The sequence below is a fragment of the Jannaschia sp. GRR-S6-38 genome, from assembly GCF_029853695.1.
Classification (GTDB): Bacteria; Pseudomonadota; Alphaproteobacteria; order Rhodobacterales; family Rhodobacteraceae; genus Jannaschia; species Jannaschia ovalis.
The window spans coordinates 2,629,904-2,646,729 of record NZ_CP122537.1; the positions used below are offsets into that span (position 1 = coordinate 2,629,904).

General features: G+C 71.2%; 15 protein-coding genes and 1 tRNA gene. 5 read left to right on the forward strand and 11 right to left on the reverse strand.

Annotated features, from left to right (window positions below):
* Positions 1-44 precede the first annotated feature (44 nt).
* A tRNA-Gln gene (locus tag P8627_RS13560) sits at positions 45-119 on the forward strand.
* Between the two features lie 127 nt (positions 120-246).
* Here P8627_RS13560 and P8627_RS13565 read toward each other — a convergent pair.
* From P8627_RS13565 to P8627_RS13575, 3 genes are read right to left on the reverse strand one after another with little or no spacing between them, the layout of a single operon-like run.
* Entirely contained in the window at positions 247-1,173 is a 927-nt protein-coding gene (locus P8627_RS13565; RefSeq protein WP_279964729.1) for a dihydrodipicolinate synthase family protein, read from the reverse strand.
* Positions 1,170-3,203 (reverse strand): aspartate/glutamate racemase family protein, encoded by a 2,034-nt coding sequence (locus tag P8627_RS13570; protein WP_279964730.1) that lies wholly within the window; start codon positions 3,201-3,203, stop codon positions 1,170-1,172. Before P8627_RS13570 ends, P8627_RS13565 begins: the two co-directional genes overlap by 4 nt.
* Before the next feature lie 53 nt (positions 3,204-3,256).
* Entirely contained in the window at positions 3,257-4,231 is a 975-nt protein-coding gene (locus P8627_RS13575; protein ID WP_279964731.1) for a quinone oxidoreductase family protein, read from the reverse strand.
* Between the two features lie 129 nt (positions 4,232-4,360).
* Here P8627_RS13575 and P8627_RS13580 point away from each other — a divergent pair, with 129 nt between their 5' ends.
* Entirely contained in the window at positions 4,361-5,191 is an 831-nt protein-coding gene (locus P8627_RS13580; protein ID WP_279964733.1) for a BKACE family enzyme, read from the forward strand.
* On the opposite strand, the gene P8627_RS13585 is transcribed toward P8627_RS13580, so the two are convergent.
* From P8627_RS13585 to P8627_RS13615, 7 genes are all read right to left on the reverse strand, one after another.
* The gene (locus P8627_RS13585; protein WP_279964734.1) at positions 5,188-6,165 is read right to left on the reverse strand and encodes a zinc-dependent alcohol dehydrogenase; all 978 of its coding nucleotides are present in this window, start codon (positions 6,163-6,165) and stop codon (positions 5,188-5,190) included. The two genes, P8627_RS13580 and P8627_RS13585, sit on opposite strands and share 4 nt — an antisense overlap.
* Positions 6,162-6,926 carry an SDR family NAD(P)-dependent oxidoreductase gene (locus P8627_RS13590; RefSeq protein WP_279964735.1) on the reverse strand — a complete coding sequence of 255 codons (765 nt, stop codon included), beginning with the start codon at positions 6,924-6,926 and terminating at the stop codon, positions 6,162-6,164. Before P8627_RS13590 ends, P8627_RS13585 begins: the two co-directional genes overlap by 4 nt.
* A gap of 1 nt (position 6,927) precedes the next feature.
* Positions 6,928-8,235, reverse strand: a complete 1,308-nt coding sequence (gene hisD, locus P8627_RS13595; protein WP_279964736.1) for a histidinol dehydrogenase — start codon at positions 8,233-8,235, stop codon at positions 6,928-6,930.
* Positions 8,236-8,247: 12 nt separating this feature from the next.
* The gene (locus P8627_RS13600; protein WP_279964737.1) at positions 8,248-9,579 is read right to left on the reverse strand and encodes a TRAP transporter large permease; all 1,332 of its coding nucleotides are present in this window, start codon (positions 9,577-9,579) and stop codon (positions 8,248-8,250) included.
* A gap of 12 nt (positions 9,580-9,591) precedes the next feature.
* Positions 9,592-10,107 (reverse strand): TRAP transporter small permease, encoded by a 516-nt coding sequence (locus P8627_RS13605; RefSeq protein ID WP_279964738.1) that lies wholly within the window; start codon positions 10,105-10,107, stop codon positions 9,592-9,594.
* Positions 10,108-10,212: 105 nt separating this feature from the next.
* Entirely contained in the window at positions 10,213-11,358 is a 1,146-nt protein-coding gene (locus P8627_RS13610; RefSeq protein WP_279964739.1) for a TRAP transporter substrate-binding protein, read from the reverse strand.
* Positions 11,358-11,573, reverse strand: a complete 216-nt coding sequence (locus tag P8627_RS13615) for a hypothetical protein (protein WP_279964740.1) — start codon at positions 11,571-11,573, stop codon at positions 11,358-11,360. Before P8627_RS13615 ends, P8627_RS13610 begins: the two co-directional genes overlap by 1 nt.
* 156 nt (positions 11,574-11,729) lie before the next feature.
* Between P8627_RS13615 and P8627_RS13620 the strand changes: the two genes are divergently transcribed.
* From P8627_RS13620 to selD, 3 genes are all read left to right on the forward strand, one after another.
* Complete coding sequence (locus P8627_RS13620; RefSeq protein ID WP_279964741.1) at positions 11,730-12,767, forward strand: LacI family DNA-binding transcriptional regulator; 1,038 nt, start codon at positions 11,730-11,732, stop codon at positions 12,765-12,767.
* A 419-nt stretch (positions 12,768-13,186) separates the two neighbouring features.
* Positions 13,187-13,561 carry a response regulator gene (locus tag P8627_RS13625; RefSeq protein ID WP_279964742.1) on the forward strand — a complete coding sequence of 125 codons (375 nt, stop codon included), beginning with the start codon at positions 13,187-13,189 and terminating at the stop codon, positions 13,559-13,561.
* Positions 13,562-13,603: 42 nt separating this feature from the next.
* Positions 13,604-15,778 carry a selenide, water dikinase SelD gene (selD, locus tag P8627_RS13630; protein WP_279964743.1) on the forward strand — a complete coding sequence of 725 codons (2,175 nt, stop codon included), beginning with the start codon at positions 13,604-13,606 and terminating at the stop codon, positions 15,776-15,778.
* Here selD and mnmH read toward each other — a convergent pair.
* On the reverse strand, positions 15,775-16,818 hold the full coding sequence (gene mnmH, locus P8627_RS13635; RefSeq protein ID WP_279964744.1) for a tRNA 2-selenouridine(34) synthase MnmH: 1,044 nt from the start codon (positions 16,816-16,818) through the stop codon (positions 15,775-15,777). The two genes, selD and mnmH, sit on opposite strands and share 4 nt — an antisense overlap.
* Positions 16,819-16,826 lie beyond the last annotated feature (8 nt).

Sequence of the window (16,826 nt, forward strand, 5' to 3'; positions counted from 1 at the left end):
GGCTTGCGACCCAAGCGCCCCTCGCTTATCCCCGCGCCCACGGTTGGGGTGTAGCCAAGCGGTAAGGCAGCGGTTTTTGGTACCGTGTACCGTAGGTTCGAATCCTACCACCCCAGCCAATTTCCCATCTTTCGCGTCCCGCATCGGGCCCGCCGCCGCGCGTGGGCGCCGTGCCTCCGCGCGGGGCCCGGGCGCGGCCGTGGGGCGCCCGCGACGCGCGGATCCGGGGCCCGGGCGCGTCGGGGGTCAGCCGATCTCCTCCAGACGCCGCGCCTGGCGGTCGATCAGGCGGTCGACCTCGGCGGCGGTCTCCCGGTCGAGCCCGGCCCCCGGCTTGCGCAGCGCCGGCGACGCGATCCAGCCGCGGCGCCAGAGCGCGTGCTTGCGCACGGCGAGGCCAAGGCCCGGCTGCGTCTCGTAGCGGATAAGCGGCAGGTAGGCGTCGAACACGTCATGCGCGCGCGCCGTCTCGCCCGCGTTCATGGCGCGCACCACCTCGACCATCATCTCGGGATAGGCGAAGCCGGTCATCGCGCCATCCGCGCCGCGGGCCATCTCCTCCGGCAGGAAGGAGCCGCCGTTGCCGCAGAGGACCGAGATATGCCGCCGGCCGCCGGCCTCGGCCGCGCGCAGCCGGCTGATCTTGGCGAGGCCGGGCCAGTCCTCGTGCTTGAGCATCACGACCGAGGGGCAGTCGTCGATGATCGCGCCCAGCGCCTCGTCGCTGATCTGCACTCCGGTCACCAGCGGGAAATCCTGCAGCACCACGGGCACGTCGCGGCCCAGCGCCTCGCACACCATGGCGTAGTAGCCGCGGATCTGGGCGTCGGTGCGCAGGCTGCCGGGCGGCGCGACCATCACGCCCGCGGCGCCGGTGTCCATGGCCTTGAGCCCGAGGCCCTTCAACGCGGCGAGCCCGGGCGCCGAGACGCCCACGACCACCGGCACGCCACCCGCCCGCGCGATGACGCGCGCGACGATCTCCGCGGCCTCGTCGGCGGTCATCTTCGGGGCCTCGCCCATCATCCCGAGGATGGTCAGCCCGTCCGCGCCGGCCTCCAGGTAGCGGTCGGTGACGCGGTCGAGGCTGTCCCAGTCGATCGCGCCCGTCTCGTCGAAGGGCGTCACCGAGATCACGTAGACCCCGTTTGCCGCCTCGGTCAGTTTGCTCATGCCTCGTCCTCCCGGGCGAACCAGCCCGCCGTGTTGCGTCTCACCAGCCGGCCCGCGCCCGGCGCGTTCGACACGGTCTGGCCGTCCCAGACCGGCCGGCCGCGCAGATAGGTCGCGCGCACCCGGCCCGCGAAGTCGCGCCCGTGGAAGGGCGACCAGGCCAGCCCGTCATGGGCTTGCGCCTCGTCCCAGGTTAAGCGGCCCGGTTCCAGCACCGCGATATCGGCGTCGCGGCCGGTGGCCAACCGGCCCTTGCGGTCGTCGATCCCGAAGAAGCGCGCGGGCGCGTCGCTCAGCATCCGCGCGGTCAGGGCGGCGGCCTGGTCGGGAGCGCGCCGGACGGCGGCGGTGTAGAAGGCGGGCAGGAGCGTCTCGACCCCCGGCACGCCCGCGCCCGCATCGAAGATCGAGGCGGTCAGCTTGCCTTCGATCGGCCAGGAGGAATGGTCGGAGGAGACGAAGGCGACCTCGCCCGCCTCGATCGCCCGCCAGAGACCGTCGATCGCGCCGGGGCGGATCGGCGGGTTCACCTTCATCCGCGCGCCCAGCGCCGCGCCGTCGGTGGCGGCGTCGAACCAGAGGTAATGCACGCAGAGCTCGCCCGTCGCGCGCGGCGCCACGCCGGCCAGCGCGCGGGTCAGCGCGAAGCCGGTGCCGGTCGTCAGGTGGACGGCATGGGTATGGGCGCCCGTGGCGAGGCCGAGGGCGTGAAAGGCGGCAGTGGCCGACAGCTCGGCCGCCTCGGGGCGGGCGGTCGCATGCGCGGCGATCCCCTCGGCCCCGGCGGCACGGGCGCGGGCGATCCGGGCGCGCACGATCTCCTGATCCTCGTTGTGCAGGCCGAGCGGCAGGTCGGTGGGGGCCAGCGCCTCCAGCAGGTCCAGCGTCAGGTCGGCGGAGATGCGGGGGAAGCGGGTTGGGTCGCTTTCGAAGGCGCTGATCTTGAAGGCCACAACGCCGCGCGCAATCAGGTCGTGAAGGTTCGCGGTCCCGGTCTCGGCGGTGGCGGTCCCGTAAAGCGCCATGTCGGCATGGGCGTGCTCCGCGATGGCCCGGGCCTTGGCGTCGAAGCGTTCGCTACGGTCCAGGGGGGCCGGATTGTCATAGGGCATGTCCACCAGCGTGGTCACGCCGCCCGCCACCGCCCCGCGCGTCGTCTCGGCGATGCCCGCCAGCCCCTTGGCGCTCGTCGCATGGGTCTGGCCGTCCACCACGCCCGGCAGCAGAAGCGCGTCGCGGTGATCGTCGATCTCCGCCGCGCGGGGGCGGGGGCCGGTGCCGGTCGCGGCGATGCGCTCGCCCTCCACGGCGATCCAGCCGCCGGGCCGCACCCCGTCCGGCGTGACGATCGTTCCGCAGATCAGCCGGTCGGTCATCGGGCGCCCCCCGTAGCCCATCTCGAGCAGGCTCGCGGCCGCGGCGACGCCGGCCTGCACCGGGTCGATCACCGGGATGCCGAGCCGGTCCTGCAGATCCGCGCGCAGCCCGCCCAGCCCGGCGCATCCCAGGATGACCACCCCGGCACCGTCCCGGTCGACCAGCGCCCGGGCGACGGGTTCGACCCGCGACAGCGCGTCCGGGCCGTGGCCCTCAGCCACCGTCATGCCCACCGCGCGATCGCCCGCGAGGCGGGACGCGAGGCCAAGGCGTTCGATCTGCGCGACGTGGCGCGCGATGGAGCTGGGGCCCAGCGAGACGACACCGAACCGCGGCGCGAGCTGCAGGGCCAGCAGGTAGGCGGCCTCCGCGATCCCGATGACCGGGATCGCCGTCGCGGCCCGCGCCGCGCCGACGCCGGGATCGGAGAAACAGGCCACGACAAGCGCGTCCGCCCTGCTCCGGGCGGCGAAGGCCGCGACCATCGGCGCGACCTCCGCGACATGGGCGTCCGTCTCGATCCCGGGCGGCGCATCGGCGAGCTCGGAACAGCGGATCGCGTGGCGCGACGCGACGGGCAGGGCGTGCAGGCCCTCGGCCATCGCGGCGGTGACGGCCTGCGAGGCATTGGGATTGAGCACGTCGATCCGCATGCTCCGCCCCGCGGCGTGCCGCCCCGACGCGGGCGAAAGGCCCTCCGCGGCGGTCACAGCGTCAGGATCGTCGAGCCGGTCGTCTGCCGCGCCTCGAGCGCGCGATGCGCGTCGTCGACCTTCTCGAGCGGGAAGCGCTGCCCGATGCGGGGCACGACGGCGCCGGAGGCGACCTTTTCGAAGAGGTGCCGCGCCATCGCCTGGCAGCGGTCGAAATCGGCGAGGAAGGTGAAGAGCGTCGCGCGGGTCAGCTTGAGCGAGCCCTTGCTGGCCAGTTTCAGCAGGTCGACCGGCGGCACCGGGCCCGAGGCGTTGCCGAAGGAGATCATGAAGCCCAGCGGCCGCAGGCAGTCGAGCGAGCCGTCGAACGTGTCCTTGCCCACGCCGTCCATCACGACATCGACGCCCGCGCCGTCCGTGATCTCCTTCACCTTCGCGACGAAATCGGCGTCGCGGTAATTAATGCAATGCGCCGCGCCATGCTCGCGGGCCAGGGCGCATTTCTCGTCCGTCCCGGCCGTGCCGATCAGCTCGATCCCCTCGGACCGGGCCCATTGGCAGGCGATCAGCCCGACGCCGCCGGCGGCGGCGTGGAACAGGACGCGGTCGCCCGCTTTCAGCTCGGTGATGCGGTGGAACAGGTATTCGACCGTCAGTCCCTGCAGCATCACCGCGGCGGCGGTCTCGTAATCGATCGCGTCGGGCAGGGGGCAGACCTGTGCCGCGGGCATCACGCGCTCGTCGCAATAGGCGCCCGGCGGCATCGCGGCATAGGCGACGCGGTCCCCGGGCTTCAGGTGGTCGACGCCCGCGCCGATGGCGACGACCTCGCCCGCGGCCTCCATCCCCAGCGGATGCGGCAGCTCCAGCGGATAGAGGCCCGTGCGCTGATAGACGTCGATGAAGTTCAGCCCGCAGGCTCGATGCCGGACGCGGATTTCGCCGGGCCCCGGATCGCCGACGGGCCGGTCGACCAGCTTCAGTTGTTCCGGACCCCCGGCCTCCTCGATGATGATGGTGCGTGCCATGATGCGTCCTCCCTCGGCTTTGCCGCGACTATAGCCCCTGCGCGGCCGAGGGGAACGGCGCGTCGCATCCGCTTGCGCGCGGGCGCGCGGCGGGGCCATCCTGCGGCGAAGATCCGCATCGGAGCGCCCATGTCCAACCCCTGCATCATCTGCGTCGCCATCACCGGCTCCGTGCCGCGGACGGCCGACAACCCGGCCGTTCCGATCACCGTCGCCCAGCAGATCGAAAGCACGCAGGCGGCCTTCGAGGCCGGGGCCGCGATCTGCCATGCGCATGTGCGCAACGATGACGAGACGCCGTCCTCGGACCCCGAGAAATTCGCGCGCCTGAAGGAGGGGCTGGAACGCCACTGTCCCGGCATGATCATCCAGTTCTCGACCGGCGGGCGCTCGGGGGCCGGGCGCGAGCGGGGCGGGATGCTGCCGCTGCGGCCCGACATGGCCTCGCTCAGCGTCGGGTCGAACAACTTCCCGACCCGCGTCTACGAGAACCCGCCCGACCTGGTGGACTGGCTGGCGGGCGAGATGATGATCCACGACATCAAGCCCGAGATCGAATGCTTCGACCTGAGCCATCTGCTGCAGGCCGCGAAGATGCAGGGCGACGGGCGGCTGAAGGCCCCGGCCTATGTGCAATTCGTGATGGGCGTGAAGAACGCGATGCCCGCCGACCGGCGGGTTTTCGACTTCTATGTCGAGACGGTCGCGCGCGTTCTGCCCGGCAGCGAATGGTGCGCGGCGGGGATCGGGCGGCACCAGCTCGAGCTGAACGAATGGGCGATCGCGGCGGGCGGGCATGCGCGGACGGGGCTCGAGGATAACGTGCGGCTGGATCGCGAGCGGCTGGCGCCGTCGAACGCGGCGCTGGTCGCGCGGACAGTCGAAATCTGCGAGCGGTTCGAGCGACCCGTCGCCACGCCCGCGGAGGCGCGCAAGATGCTGGGCCTGCGCCCGGCCTAGGGCTCCAGCACGATCTTCGGCATCGCCACGCGGCCCGCGCGGATATCGGCGAAGGCGCGTGCGCCGTCCGACAGGGGCCGCGTCTCGGTCCAGTCGAGCGTGCCAAGCCGCCCGTCGAAAATCGCCTGCGCCGTGTCGCGGAAATCCTGCGCGGTGTAGGTATAGGTGCCGATGAAGGCGATTTCCTGCAGCGTGAGGCGGCGAATATCGAGGCCGGCGGCGCCGCCGCCCAGCCCGATATGCAGGATCGCCCCGCCCGGACGGGTCAGCGCCGCGGCGGTCGCGCGGGTGGCGTCGTAGCCCACGCCGTCGACGACCATGTCGAATTGCAGGTCGGTCACCGTCTCGGGCGCGGCGATCTGCGCGTCGAGATGCGCGGCGAGCGTCTCGCGGCGCAGCGGGTTCGGCTCGACCAGCGTGACCCGGTCGACGCCTTGCGCGCTGAGGCTGAGCGCGGCGCCCACGCCGATGGCGCCGCCGCCGATGACGAGCGCGTCGCGCGCCCCGCCCGGCAGCCCCAGGCCAATTCGCACGGCGTGCCAGCCGCAGGCGATGGGCTCGGCCAGCGCGGCCTTGCCGAGCGGCACATCGTCCGGGACGGGGATCAGGTTCGCCTCGGGCATCGCGACGAATTCCGCGAAGGCCCCTTCGCGCGGCGGCATGGAGATGATCTGGCGGTCGGCGCAGAGGTTCTCGCGCCCCGTGCGGCAGGCGTCGCAGCTGCCGCAGGTGACGAGCGGGTTGATCGTCACGCGGGTGCCGTCCATCGGCCCGCCCATGACCGTGCCCGCGCCCTCGTGGCCCAGGATCAGCGGCGCCGGACGGCGGGGGTCGTGGCCCAGGAAGGCATGCATGTCCGACCCGCAGATGCCGACGCTCTCGATCCGCACCAGGTGGTGGCCTTCGGGCGGCTGGGGGTCGGGCGTTTCGCGGAATTCGAGCGATTCCGGGCCGGTATAGACGAGCGCCTTCATTTCGCGGTGAACCCCCCGTCGACCATCAGGACCTGCCCGGTCACGTATCGCGCCATGTCCGAGCACAGAAAGAGCAGCGGCCCGTCGAGATCCTCCGGCTCGCCGTTGCGGCCGATGCAGGTCTGCGCGGCGTTGCGCGCGGCGCGCTCCGGGTCGGCGAAGACGGCCTGCGTCAGCTCGGTGCGGAAGAAGCCGGGGCCGATGGCGTTGCAGTTGATGCCATGCGGGGACCAGGCTTCGGCCATCGCGCGGGTCAGCTGGGCGATCCCGCCCTTCGAGGCGCCATAGGCCAGCCCGCCGGGAAAGGCGCGGGTGCTTTGCAGCGAGGCGAAATTGACGATCCGGCCCCAGCCTTTTTCCTTCATCGCGGGCGCACAGGCCTGGCTCAGGAAGAAGGGCACGGCGAGGTTCAGGCCGAGCGTGACGTCCCAGCCCTCGGGCGTCACAGCGTCGGCGGGCTCGCGCGTGTTGATGCCGGCGGCGTGCACCAGGATGTCGGGCGCCCCGAAGGGCTCGGCCGCGGCGCGCGCCAGCTCGGGCAGGGCGTCGCGACGGGCCAGGTCGAAGGGCAGCGGGGCGACGGCGCCGTCCGCCTCGCTCGCCAGATCCGCCAGCGCCTCGATGCGGCGGGCGACGGCCACGACCTGCGCGCCCGCGCGGACGAGCGCGATGGCGGCGCGGCGGCCGAGACCCGAGGAGGCCCCGGTCACCAGCGCGACATGACCGGTCAGATCGGGACCCGGCCTGTCGGATGCGGCCATGTCAGCCCTCGACGCTCAGGTCGAAATTGACCTCCGGGAAGTATTTGCGCAGCCGGATGTCGGCGGTCCGCGCATGGCCTTCCATCCCCTCGAGGCGCGAGATGCGGGCCGTCGCTTCGGCGATCGGGCGGGCGCCGTCACGGGTGGCGCGCTGCCAGGTCACGATCTTCATGTATTTGTGGACCGACAGCCCGCCCGTATAGGTCGCCGCGCGCGAGGTGGGCAGCACGTGGTTCGTGCCCGACGCCTTGTCGCCGAAGGCCACCGTGGTCTCCTCGCCCAAGAAGAGCGAGCCGTAGCAGGTCAGCCGGTCGAGCCACCAGTCGAGATCCTCGGCCTGCACGGTCAGGTGCTCGGGCGCGTAGTCGTCGGAGGTCGCGGCCATCTCCTCGCGATCGGCGCAGAGGATGACTTCGGCATAGTCGCGCCAGGCTTTGGCGGCGTTGTCGCCGTTGAGCTCGGGCAAGTCGGCGATCAGCTCGGGCACCCGCTTCATCACGGTCTCGGCCAGCGCGCGGTCGTCGGTGACGAGCCAGACGGGCGAGTTATAGCCATGCTCGGCCTGGCCCACGAGGTCGGCGGCCACGATCTCCGGATCGGCTGTCTTGTCGGCGAGGATCAGGCTGTCGGTCGGGCCCGCGAACATGTCGATGCCGACGCGTCCGAAGAGGATGCGCTTGGCCTCGGCCACGAACTGGTTGCCCGGGCCCACGAGGATATTGGCCTTGGGCAGGCCGAACAGGCCGAAGGTCATCGCCGCGACGCCCTGCACGCCGCCCATCGCGACGATCTTGTCGGCGCCGCAGAGATGCGCTGCGTAGATGATCGCGGGCGCGACGCCCACGCCGGGGCGCGGGGGGGAACAGGCGACGATATTCGCGCAGCCCGCCACCTTGGCGGTGGTCACCGTCATGATCGCCGAGGCGATGTGGCTGTAGCGCCCGCCGGGCACGTAGCAGCCCGCCGCCTCGACGGGGATGGTCTTCTGGCCGGCGATCAGGCCGGGGATCACCTCGGTCTCGAAATCCTCGATCGTGGCCTTCTGCGCCTCGGCGAAGCGCTTCACGTTGGCGTGGCTGAACTGGATGTCCTTCTTCACCTTCTCGGGCACCTGCGCGGCGGCGGCCGCGATCTCGGCCTCGGTCAGGACGACATTGCCCTCGTAGCGGTCGAACTTGGCGGCGTATTCTAGCGCCTTGGCGTCCCCGCCCGCCTCGATGTCGTCGAGGATGCCCTGGACGATGGCGCTGACATCGGAGGCGCCGCTGGCCGGCGTCAGATCGGCTTTCTTGAGGTATTCCCGTGCCATTTGACTAGGCTCCTACTGGTAGATTTCAGGAAGCAGTGTCGTCGAGATCGGCGGATAGAGCGCGATCAGCAGCGTCACGGCCAACATGAAGAACACGAAGGGGATGGCGCGATAGGCGATCTTGAGGATCGACTCGCCCGTGATCCCCGAGACCACGAAGAGGTTCAGGCCCAGCGGCGGCGTGATGAAGCCCACGCCCAGCGCGGTGATCATCATGATGCAGAACTGGATCTCGTTCATGCCGATATTGTCGGCCAAGGGCTTCAGGATGGGCGCGAGGATCACGATGTTGGGCGTCGTCTCCATCACGCAGCCGGCGGCGATCAGGATCGCGACCATCAGCAGGATCAGCAGCGTCGGGTCCTCGGTGAGCGAGGTCACCGCGCCGACGAAGCCCTGCGGCACGCCCAGGATCGCCAGCGCCTGCGCGAGCGGCAGCGAGAAGGCGATGATCGGAAGGATCACGCCGTTCACCTTGGCCGAGCTGACGAGCATCGCGGGGAAGTCCGACAGGCTGAGCGTCTTGAGCCCGAAGCCCATCGCGATGGTGACGACCACCGCGACGGCGCCTGCCTCGGTCGGCGTCAGCCGACCCGAGAAGATGCCGTAGAAGATGATGCCGGGCACGATGAAGGCGTACCAGCCGGACTTGAGCGCCTTCCACAGGTTCGCTGCCCATTCCGAGGTCGTCATGATCCCGCCGCCTTCCCAGAGGTTCAGACGGTTCATCACGATGTTGGTGACCAGGATCGACACGAGGATGGCGATGCCGGGGATGACGGCGGCCAGGAACAGGGTCGAGGCCGAGATGCCCAGCACGAGGCCGATAATGATATAGGCGATCGAGGGCGGGATCAGGATGCCGGTACAGGCACCCGCCGCGACCAGCGCGCAGGCATAGGGGCGGGGATAGCCGCTCTCGACCAGGCGGTCGATCGTCATGCGGCCCACCGCGGCGGCGCCCGCCGCGTCCGAGCCCGAGATCGCCGCGAACATGCCGCAGACCAGCACCGTGGCCGAGCCGAAGCCGCCCTTGGCCCAGCAGGTCAGCGCTTCGGCCACGTCGAGGAACTTGCGGCTGAGGCCGGTGCGCACCAGCACGTCGCCGGTCAGGATGAAGAGCGGCACCGCGGTCAGCGCGAAATGGTCGATGCCGTGAAACAGGCTCTCGCCCACGAGGCTGAGGGGCAGGGCGCCCGAGATGACCAGCATCAGGATCGCGGCCGCGCCGATGGCGGCCCAGACCGGGATGGCCAGCGCCACCAGCACGACGAACAGGATCACCGGGCCGTAGAAATCCCAGCCGAGGATGACCGTCTGGTTCTGGAGTTGTTGCCAGAGCATCGCGCGCCCCCCTCAGTCGAACAGCTTGTCGCCTTCGTAGACGGGCCGGCCGTCACGAAGGTCGCGCACATCGCGCAGGAAGGACTGGATCAGGCGCAGCATCACGAGGCCGAACCCGAAGGGCACCGCCATCAGGAACCAGACCTGGCTGATGCGGAGGCCGTGCGTCACGGATCCGAACTTGGCCGAGACCAGCACCGTCTCGAAGGACCAGTAGAGCGCCACGGCCGCGACGGCGAACATGACGATATCGCCTAGGATGTAGAGCAGCGCCTTCACCCGCGGCCCGACATACTGCATCAGCACGTCGATGCGGATATGGCCGCGCTCCTTGACCGCCGCCGCGGCGCCGATCCAGGCGAGGTAGATGAACGAGTAGCGGACGATTTCCTCGCCCCAGATCGAGGAATAGGAGAACAGCTCCCGCCGCACGACCTCGATGAACATCGTGCCGACCAGCATGATGTAGAAGGTCAGAAGGAGCCAACGCTCCCCGTTCTGGTCGATGGCTTTCCAGGTTCGTGACATGCGCGTTCTCCCTGCGGTCGCGCGGGCGCGCGCCGCCATCCGGCGCGGGGCCGGTGATCCTGCGGGTTCGGGAACGGGGGCGCCGGGCGGGCGCCCCCGAACGGGTCAGGCGTCGTGGACGTAGTAGCGGCCCATCGTGTTGGCCGCCTCCTCCAGCTGCGCGAAGGCGTCCATCGATCCGGCGAGGTCGGTCTTGAACGCGGTCCATTCGTCGCGCTGATAGCCGCCGGTTTCCTGCCATTCGGCAAGCTGGTCGTCGCTCAGCGTGTGGAACTGGACGCCGGCCTTCGACAGCTCCGACATCGCGTAGGCGCGGGCCGCCGGGACCTTGGCGAGGTTCTGCTGGCGGGTCATCTCGCCGGCGAACTCGATGCCTTCCTGCACATCGGCGGGCATCGAATTGAACCACTCCAGGTTGACCGAATAGACCTGACTGTCCGGCACGGCCTGGGTGAAGGTCACGTGGCTCAGGATGTCCTTGAAGCCGAAGACGTAGAGCGCGCCCACCGACGGGTCGAGCGCGTCGGCCACGCCCTGCTTGATCGCCGACGGCGTCTCGCCCCAGGCCACCGGGGTCGGGTTGGCGCCGACCATGCGGTAGTATTGCTGCAGCATCTCCGAGCCCGGCACGCGGAACTTCACGCCCGCCAGATCGCCCGGGGTCAGCACGGCATTGCCGCCCTGGCGCACCGCGACGACGCGCGGGTCGATATTGACGTAGGACAGGACCTTGAAGCCCGCGGCCTCGACCTTGGGATGCACGACCTCTTTCCAGGTGTCGGAGTCGACGAGGTTGGTGAAACGCTGATTCGAGCCGCAGAAATAGGGCAGGTTGATCAGGTCGACGACCGCCGCGAAGGGCGCGAAGTTCGAGATCGAGTGCTGCGCGCACTGGATCGTGCCGCCCTGCACCGCCTGCACGAGCGCCCCGCCGGCGCCGAGCTGCCCGCCGGGGGCGAGACGGACGTAGATCTTGCCGTTCGTGGCGTTCTGGATGTTTTCCTTCAGGTCGAGCTGCATGATCGGATAGCTGCGCGAGGCGCCGAGGACATAGGCCGTGGCCACCGTCATCGTGTGCTCGGCGGCGGCTTCGCGCTCGCGCTCCTCGGCGGCGGTCTGCGCGACCGCGGCGTCGGACCACAGCATGCCGGCGGCTCCCGCCACCATCGCGGCGGTGAAGCCCCCCGCGCTTGTCAGCTTGAGGAAGTTGCGGCGCGATGCGTCCGTCAGCTCCTTACGTGTCTTATCCATCATAGTCCTCCCTGAGATGGTGGTGGCGGTTTGAGCGTACCCTTCTCCTTCGCCACGGCCTCCCGCTTGAGGATGGCCACGGTGAAGCAGATCGAGGCGGCGAACAGCAGCAACGCCTCGGCCACGACCCCCAGGGGGGCGTCTCCGGCGACGGAGCCGAGCACGACGTTGACGATGAAGCCGGCCAGCAAGAGGCCCGCGAGGATCAGTGCCATCAAGCGCCCTCCCAGTCGCGACGGTCCGATTCGTTAGGATGGTAAGCGCTTACATTTTTTCAGGCAAGCTTTCGTTAAGGTTGCATGGCTCGCCCGACACGCCAAACTGTGATCTACCGCCGGGGGAGCGGCCGGGAGGACGACGCGACGCGCGCCATGGACATCGAGGCCGACAGAACCGGCGCTGCGCGCCTGCCGACGCTCGCCGACGTGGCGCGGCATGCCGGTGTGTCCACGGCCACCGTCTCGCGCTGTCTCAACGATCCCGACCGCGTCAACGCCCGGACGCGCGAGCGCGTGCTCGAGGCCGTGGCGACGCTGGGCTATGCTCCGAATTTCGGCGCCCGCGCGCTGGCGGCCAAGCGCACCAACACGATCGGCGCGGTCATCCCGACGATCGAGAACGCGATCTTCGCCCGCGGCATCCAGGCCTTCCAGGAGGAGCTCGGCCGGCAGGGGTTCACGCTGCTCATCGCGTCCTCAGGCTACCAGGAGAAGCTGGAGGCCGAGCAGATCCGCAACCTGACCGCGCGCGGGGCCGACGGCATCCTGCTGATCGGCTATCACCGCGATCCGGCGGTCTGGGATTTCCTCGAGGCGCGGCGGACGCCGGCGCTCGTCGCCTGGGCCTATGACCGCGGCCGCCCGCAGCCCGCCATCGGCTTCGACAATGCCGCCGCGATGGAGCGTTTGACCGAGGAGGTCCTGGCGCTGGGGCACCGGCATCTGGGCTTCATCTCGGCGCATTCGGCGGCGAATGATCGCGCGTCCGAGCGGATCGTGGGCGCCCGGCGCGCGCTCGCCGCGGCGGGCCTGCCCGAGGACGCGCTGCAGGTCGTCGAGACCGAATACGGCATCGACACCGGCGCCGCGGCCTTCGACGCGGTGATGCAGTCCCGCCCGAAGCCGACGGCGGTCCTTTGCGGCAACGACGTGCTCGCGGTCGGCGCGCTCCGGGCTGCGAAGGCGGCGGGCCTTTCGGTTCCGGGCAATGTCTCGATCACCGGCTTCGACGATATCGAACTCGCGATGGTGGCCACGCCCGCGCTGACCACCGTCCACGTGCCGCATCGCGAGATGGGCCGTCGTGCCGCGCAGATCCTCGTGGCCCTCGTCCGGGGCGAGCGCCCGCCCCCGGCGATCGACTTGGGAACGGAGCTGCGGTTGCGCGACACGCTGGGTCCGGCGCCCTGACATCCGGGGCGTCTCGGGCGCGTCGGTGCGCGACCGTGGTCGGAGGTCACCGTTGCCGCCACAAGGCCAATCCGAGGGTCCGCGCATCCTCTTCCGGGCGCGTCCGGCCACCTCGGTCGGCGACGATCCGCGCACGAGGTTCTGGGCGGGTTCGAGGCGATCGCGCACTCCCATCCGAAGAAATCATTTGAAATCAGAAGCTTCGTTGAGCCGGCGCGCCTCGCCCCGGATTTCGAGCCATGGCGAGCGGCCCGCGCAGGGGTCCGTGGGGCCGGATCCGCCGCTCGCCTCGGCAGCCTCTTGCCGAGGGCCCGTCCCGAAGCCAAACTACGTGCGAGAACGCCGTCCTGCCACGCGGCCGCTCTGCCCGGGCGAATTCCGCGGGATGTCAACAGCAAGGCGAGAAAAGGGGGCGACGGATGGCGGCAAGCGACATTCTCATCGTCGAGGACGAGGCCCTGATCGCCGTCGATATCGAGATGACCCTGCAGGGCGCGGGCCATCGCCGGATCAGCGTCCACGCCTCGGCCGAAACCGCGCTCGCGGAGATCGAGCGCGACCCGCCCCGTATCGCGGTGCTCGACGTCAATCTGGGCGAGGGCCGCACCAGCGCCCCGGTCGCCCACCGCTTGCGCGAGCTCGACCGACCCTTCATGTTCCTGTCGGCCTATACCGACGAGACCGGCGCCCTTCCCAAGGGGCTGCCGGATGCCGTGCGGCTGGCGAAGCCGTTCAGCGCCCGCGAATTGACGCGGATGGTCGACACGCTCCTGGCCACCGGCCCCCGGGGCTGAGCGCCGCTGGCGGGGCGCGCAGGCCTCCGCTAGACCGGCGCGATGACGCCCGACCTTCCCCTGACCCGCGACCTCGTCCTGATCGGCGGGGGCCATGCCCATGCCCTCGTCCTGCGCCGCTGGGGCATGGACCCGTTGCCCGGCGCGCGGCTCACCGTGATCAATCCCGGACCGACGGCGCCCTATACGGGCATGCTGCCGGGCCATGTCGCGGGGCATTACACCCGCGACGAGCTCGATATCGACCTCGTCCGCCTGGCGCGCTTCGCCGGTGCGGCGCTGATCGACGGCGCGGTGCGCGACATCGATCCGGAGGCGCGGATGCTGGACCTGGGCGACCGGCAGCTCGCCTATGATGTGGCCTCCATCGATATCGGGATCACGGGCGAGATGCCGGACCTTCCGGGCTTCGCCGAACACGCCGTGCCGGCCAAGCCGCTCGACCGCTTCGCCCGCGCGTGGCGCGGCTTTCGCGACCGGGCACTTGCGGCCGAGGACGCGCCGCGCATCGCGGTGATCGGCGGCGGCGTCGCGGGGGTCGAGCTGGCGCTGGCGATGGCCCATGCGTTGCGCGCCCGGAGCCCCGCGGTGACGATCCTGGAGGCCGGCGCGACCATCGGCGGCGTGGGCGACCGGGTTGCCGCGCGGCTGCAGCGGGCGATGCGCGATCTGGGCGTGGCCTTCCGCCCCGGCGTCTCCGTCGCGCGGGTCGCCGCGGACCACGTGGTCCTGGCCGATGGCGAGACGATCCCCGCCGATTTCACGCTGGGTGCCGCCGGCGCGCGGCCGCATCGCTGGGTGGCGGATACCCCGCTGCCGCAGGAGGACGGCTTCATCCGGGTCGACCGGATGCTGCGGGTCGAGGGGCGCGACGATCTCTTTGCGGCGGGCGATTGCGCGCTGCTCACCCATTCGCCGCGTCCCAAGGCGGGGGTCTACGCCGTTCGCGCGGCCCCGGTCCTGCATGACAACCTGCGCGCCGCCCTGGCGGAGCGGGGCCTCAGGCCCTTCCGGCCGCAGAAGGGCTACCTGAAGCTTATCTCGCTCGGGGCGCAGGCCGCGCTGGCCGAGCAGCCGCAGCTGTCGCGCGCGGGGATCGCGCCGGCGGGGCCGCTCGTCTGGCGCTGGAAGGACCATATCGACCGGGCCTTCATGAAACGGCTGACGGACCTGCCGGCGATGACGCCCCCGGCCGCGCCGAAGGTGGCCGCCGCGGGACAGGACGCGCGGGCCAAGCCGCTTTGCGCTGGCTGCGGCTCGAAGATCACCGGCGACGCGCTGGCCGCGGCGCTTCTGCGCCTGCCGCCGCCGGTGCGCCAGGACGTGCTGTCGCGGCCCGGCGACGACGCGGCGATCCTGGCCACCGGCGACGCGCGTCAGGTCCTGACCACCGACCACCTGCGCGCCTTCACCGGCGATCCGGTGCTGATGGCGCGGATCGCGACGGTCCACGCGCTGGGCGACATCTGGGCGATGGGCGCCGCGCCGCAGGCCGGGCTGGCCTCGGTCGTCCTGCCGCGCATGTCCGAGGCGCTGCAGGCGCGCACGCTGGCCGACATCCTCGGCGCCATGTCCGAGGTGCTGCGCGACGCGGGCGGGGAGCTGGTCGGCGGCCATTCGACCATGGGGGCCGAGACGACGCTTGGGCTGTCCCTGACCGGGTTGTGCGAGGGGCCGCCGATCGGCCTTGACGGCGCCCGGCCGGGCGACGCGCTGATCCTGACCCGGCCGATCGGGGTCGGCACGCTGCTGGCCGCCGAGATGGCGGGGGCTGCGAATGGCCGGCACGTGATGGCCATGCTGCACGCGATGGCGCGCCCGCAGGGCGACGCGGCGGCGGTGCTTTCGGGTGCGCATGCGATGACCGACGTGACGGGCTTCGGTCTGGCCGGGCACCTGATGGCGATCTGCCGGGCGAGCGGCGTGGGGGCCGAGATCGCGCTCGACGCCGTGCCGCTCTATGCTGGCGCGGCCGAGATGGCGGAGGCCGGCCACGCCTCGGTCCTGCATGCCGCAAATCGGCGCGGGGCGCCGGTCGAGGGCGGCGCGGGCGCGGCGCTGACGCTGCTCCACGATCCGCAGACGGCGGGCGGCCTGCTTGCCGCCGTCGCGCCCGGGGCTGCCGCGGATCTGGTCGCGCGCCTGCGCGCGGCGGGCCATGAGGCGGCGCGGATCGGGACCGTCACCGATGGCGGCCCGCGCATCCGCTGCGCCTAGCCCCCGGCGATGGCCAGCACCTCGGCGGCGGCGCGCGCGCGGTCGCCTTCGGAGAGGTCGGTCAGCGTGACCTCCCCGATCACGCGGCGCCCCTCGCGCGTGGTCCGGCCGTAGCGCGGATCGTAATGATGCGCGATCAGCCCCTCGGCCAGCGCGGCGAAGCGTTCTTCCGCGGCCAGGGCGTGCCAGTCCTCGATCCGCTCGCGCGGCTGGTAGGGGCGCAGCGCGTCGATCCGGCTGGCCAGGAGGTGCGGGTCGGCGGTGAGGTCCGGATAGGTCGTCGTCAGGAACCGCGCGCGGGCGGGCAGGGGGGCTTCCAGCCGAACGACCTCGGCGGTGCCCATCGCCTTCCAGAGCGCGGGCGGGATCAGGATGTCGCCGATCGCGTTGCTTTCGGCCTCCATGAAGACCGGGCGGTCGGGATCGAGCCGGGCCAGTTCGGGCAGGAGGCGCGACTCGAACATCTTCTGCGACGGCTGCGGCACCTCCAGCGCGCCGAAATTCGAGCCCCGATGCGCCGCGAGGCCTTCGAGGTCGACGACCTGCGCCCCGAGCGTCCCGAGATGGTCCAGAAGCTGGGTCTTGCCCGTCCCGGTGCCGCCGTCGATCAGGATCAGGCGGTTCGCGAAGGGCGCGTCATAGAGCGCCCGCTTCACCAGCCGCCGATAGGCGCGGTAGCCGCCCTCGATCGTCTCGGCCCGCCAGCCGACCTGTCCCAGGATCGTCGCGAAGGCGCCCGAGCGCTGGCCGCCGCGCCAGCAATAGACGAGCGGCCGCCAGCCGCCGCCGCGATCGGCCAGCGCCTCTTCGAGGTGCCGGGCGGCGTTGCGCGCGACTAGCGCCGCGCCGATGCGGCGGGCGAGGAAGCGGTCCTGGCGGGTGTAGATCGTGCCGACCTTGGCGCGTTCCGCGTCGTCGAGGACGGGGAGGTTGAGGGCGCCGGGGATGTGATCCTCGGCGAATTCCGAGGGCGAACGCACGTCGATTACGTCGTCGAAGGGCAGCGCGTCGAGCAGCGGTGAGGTGAGTGTCCGGGCCATCGCGCGAC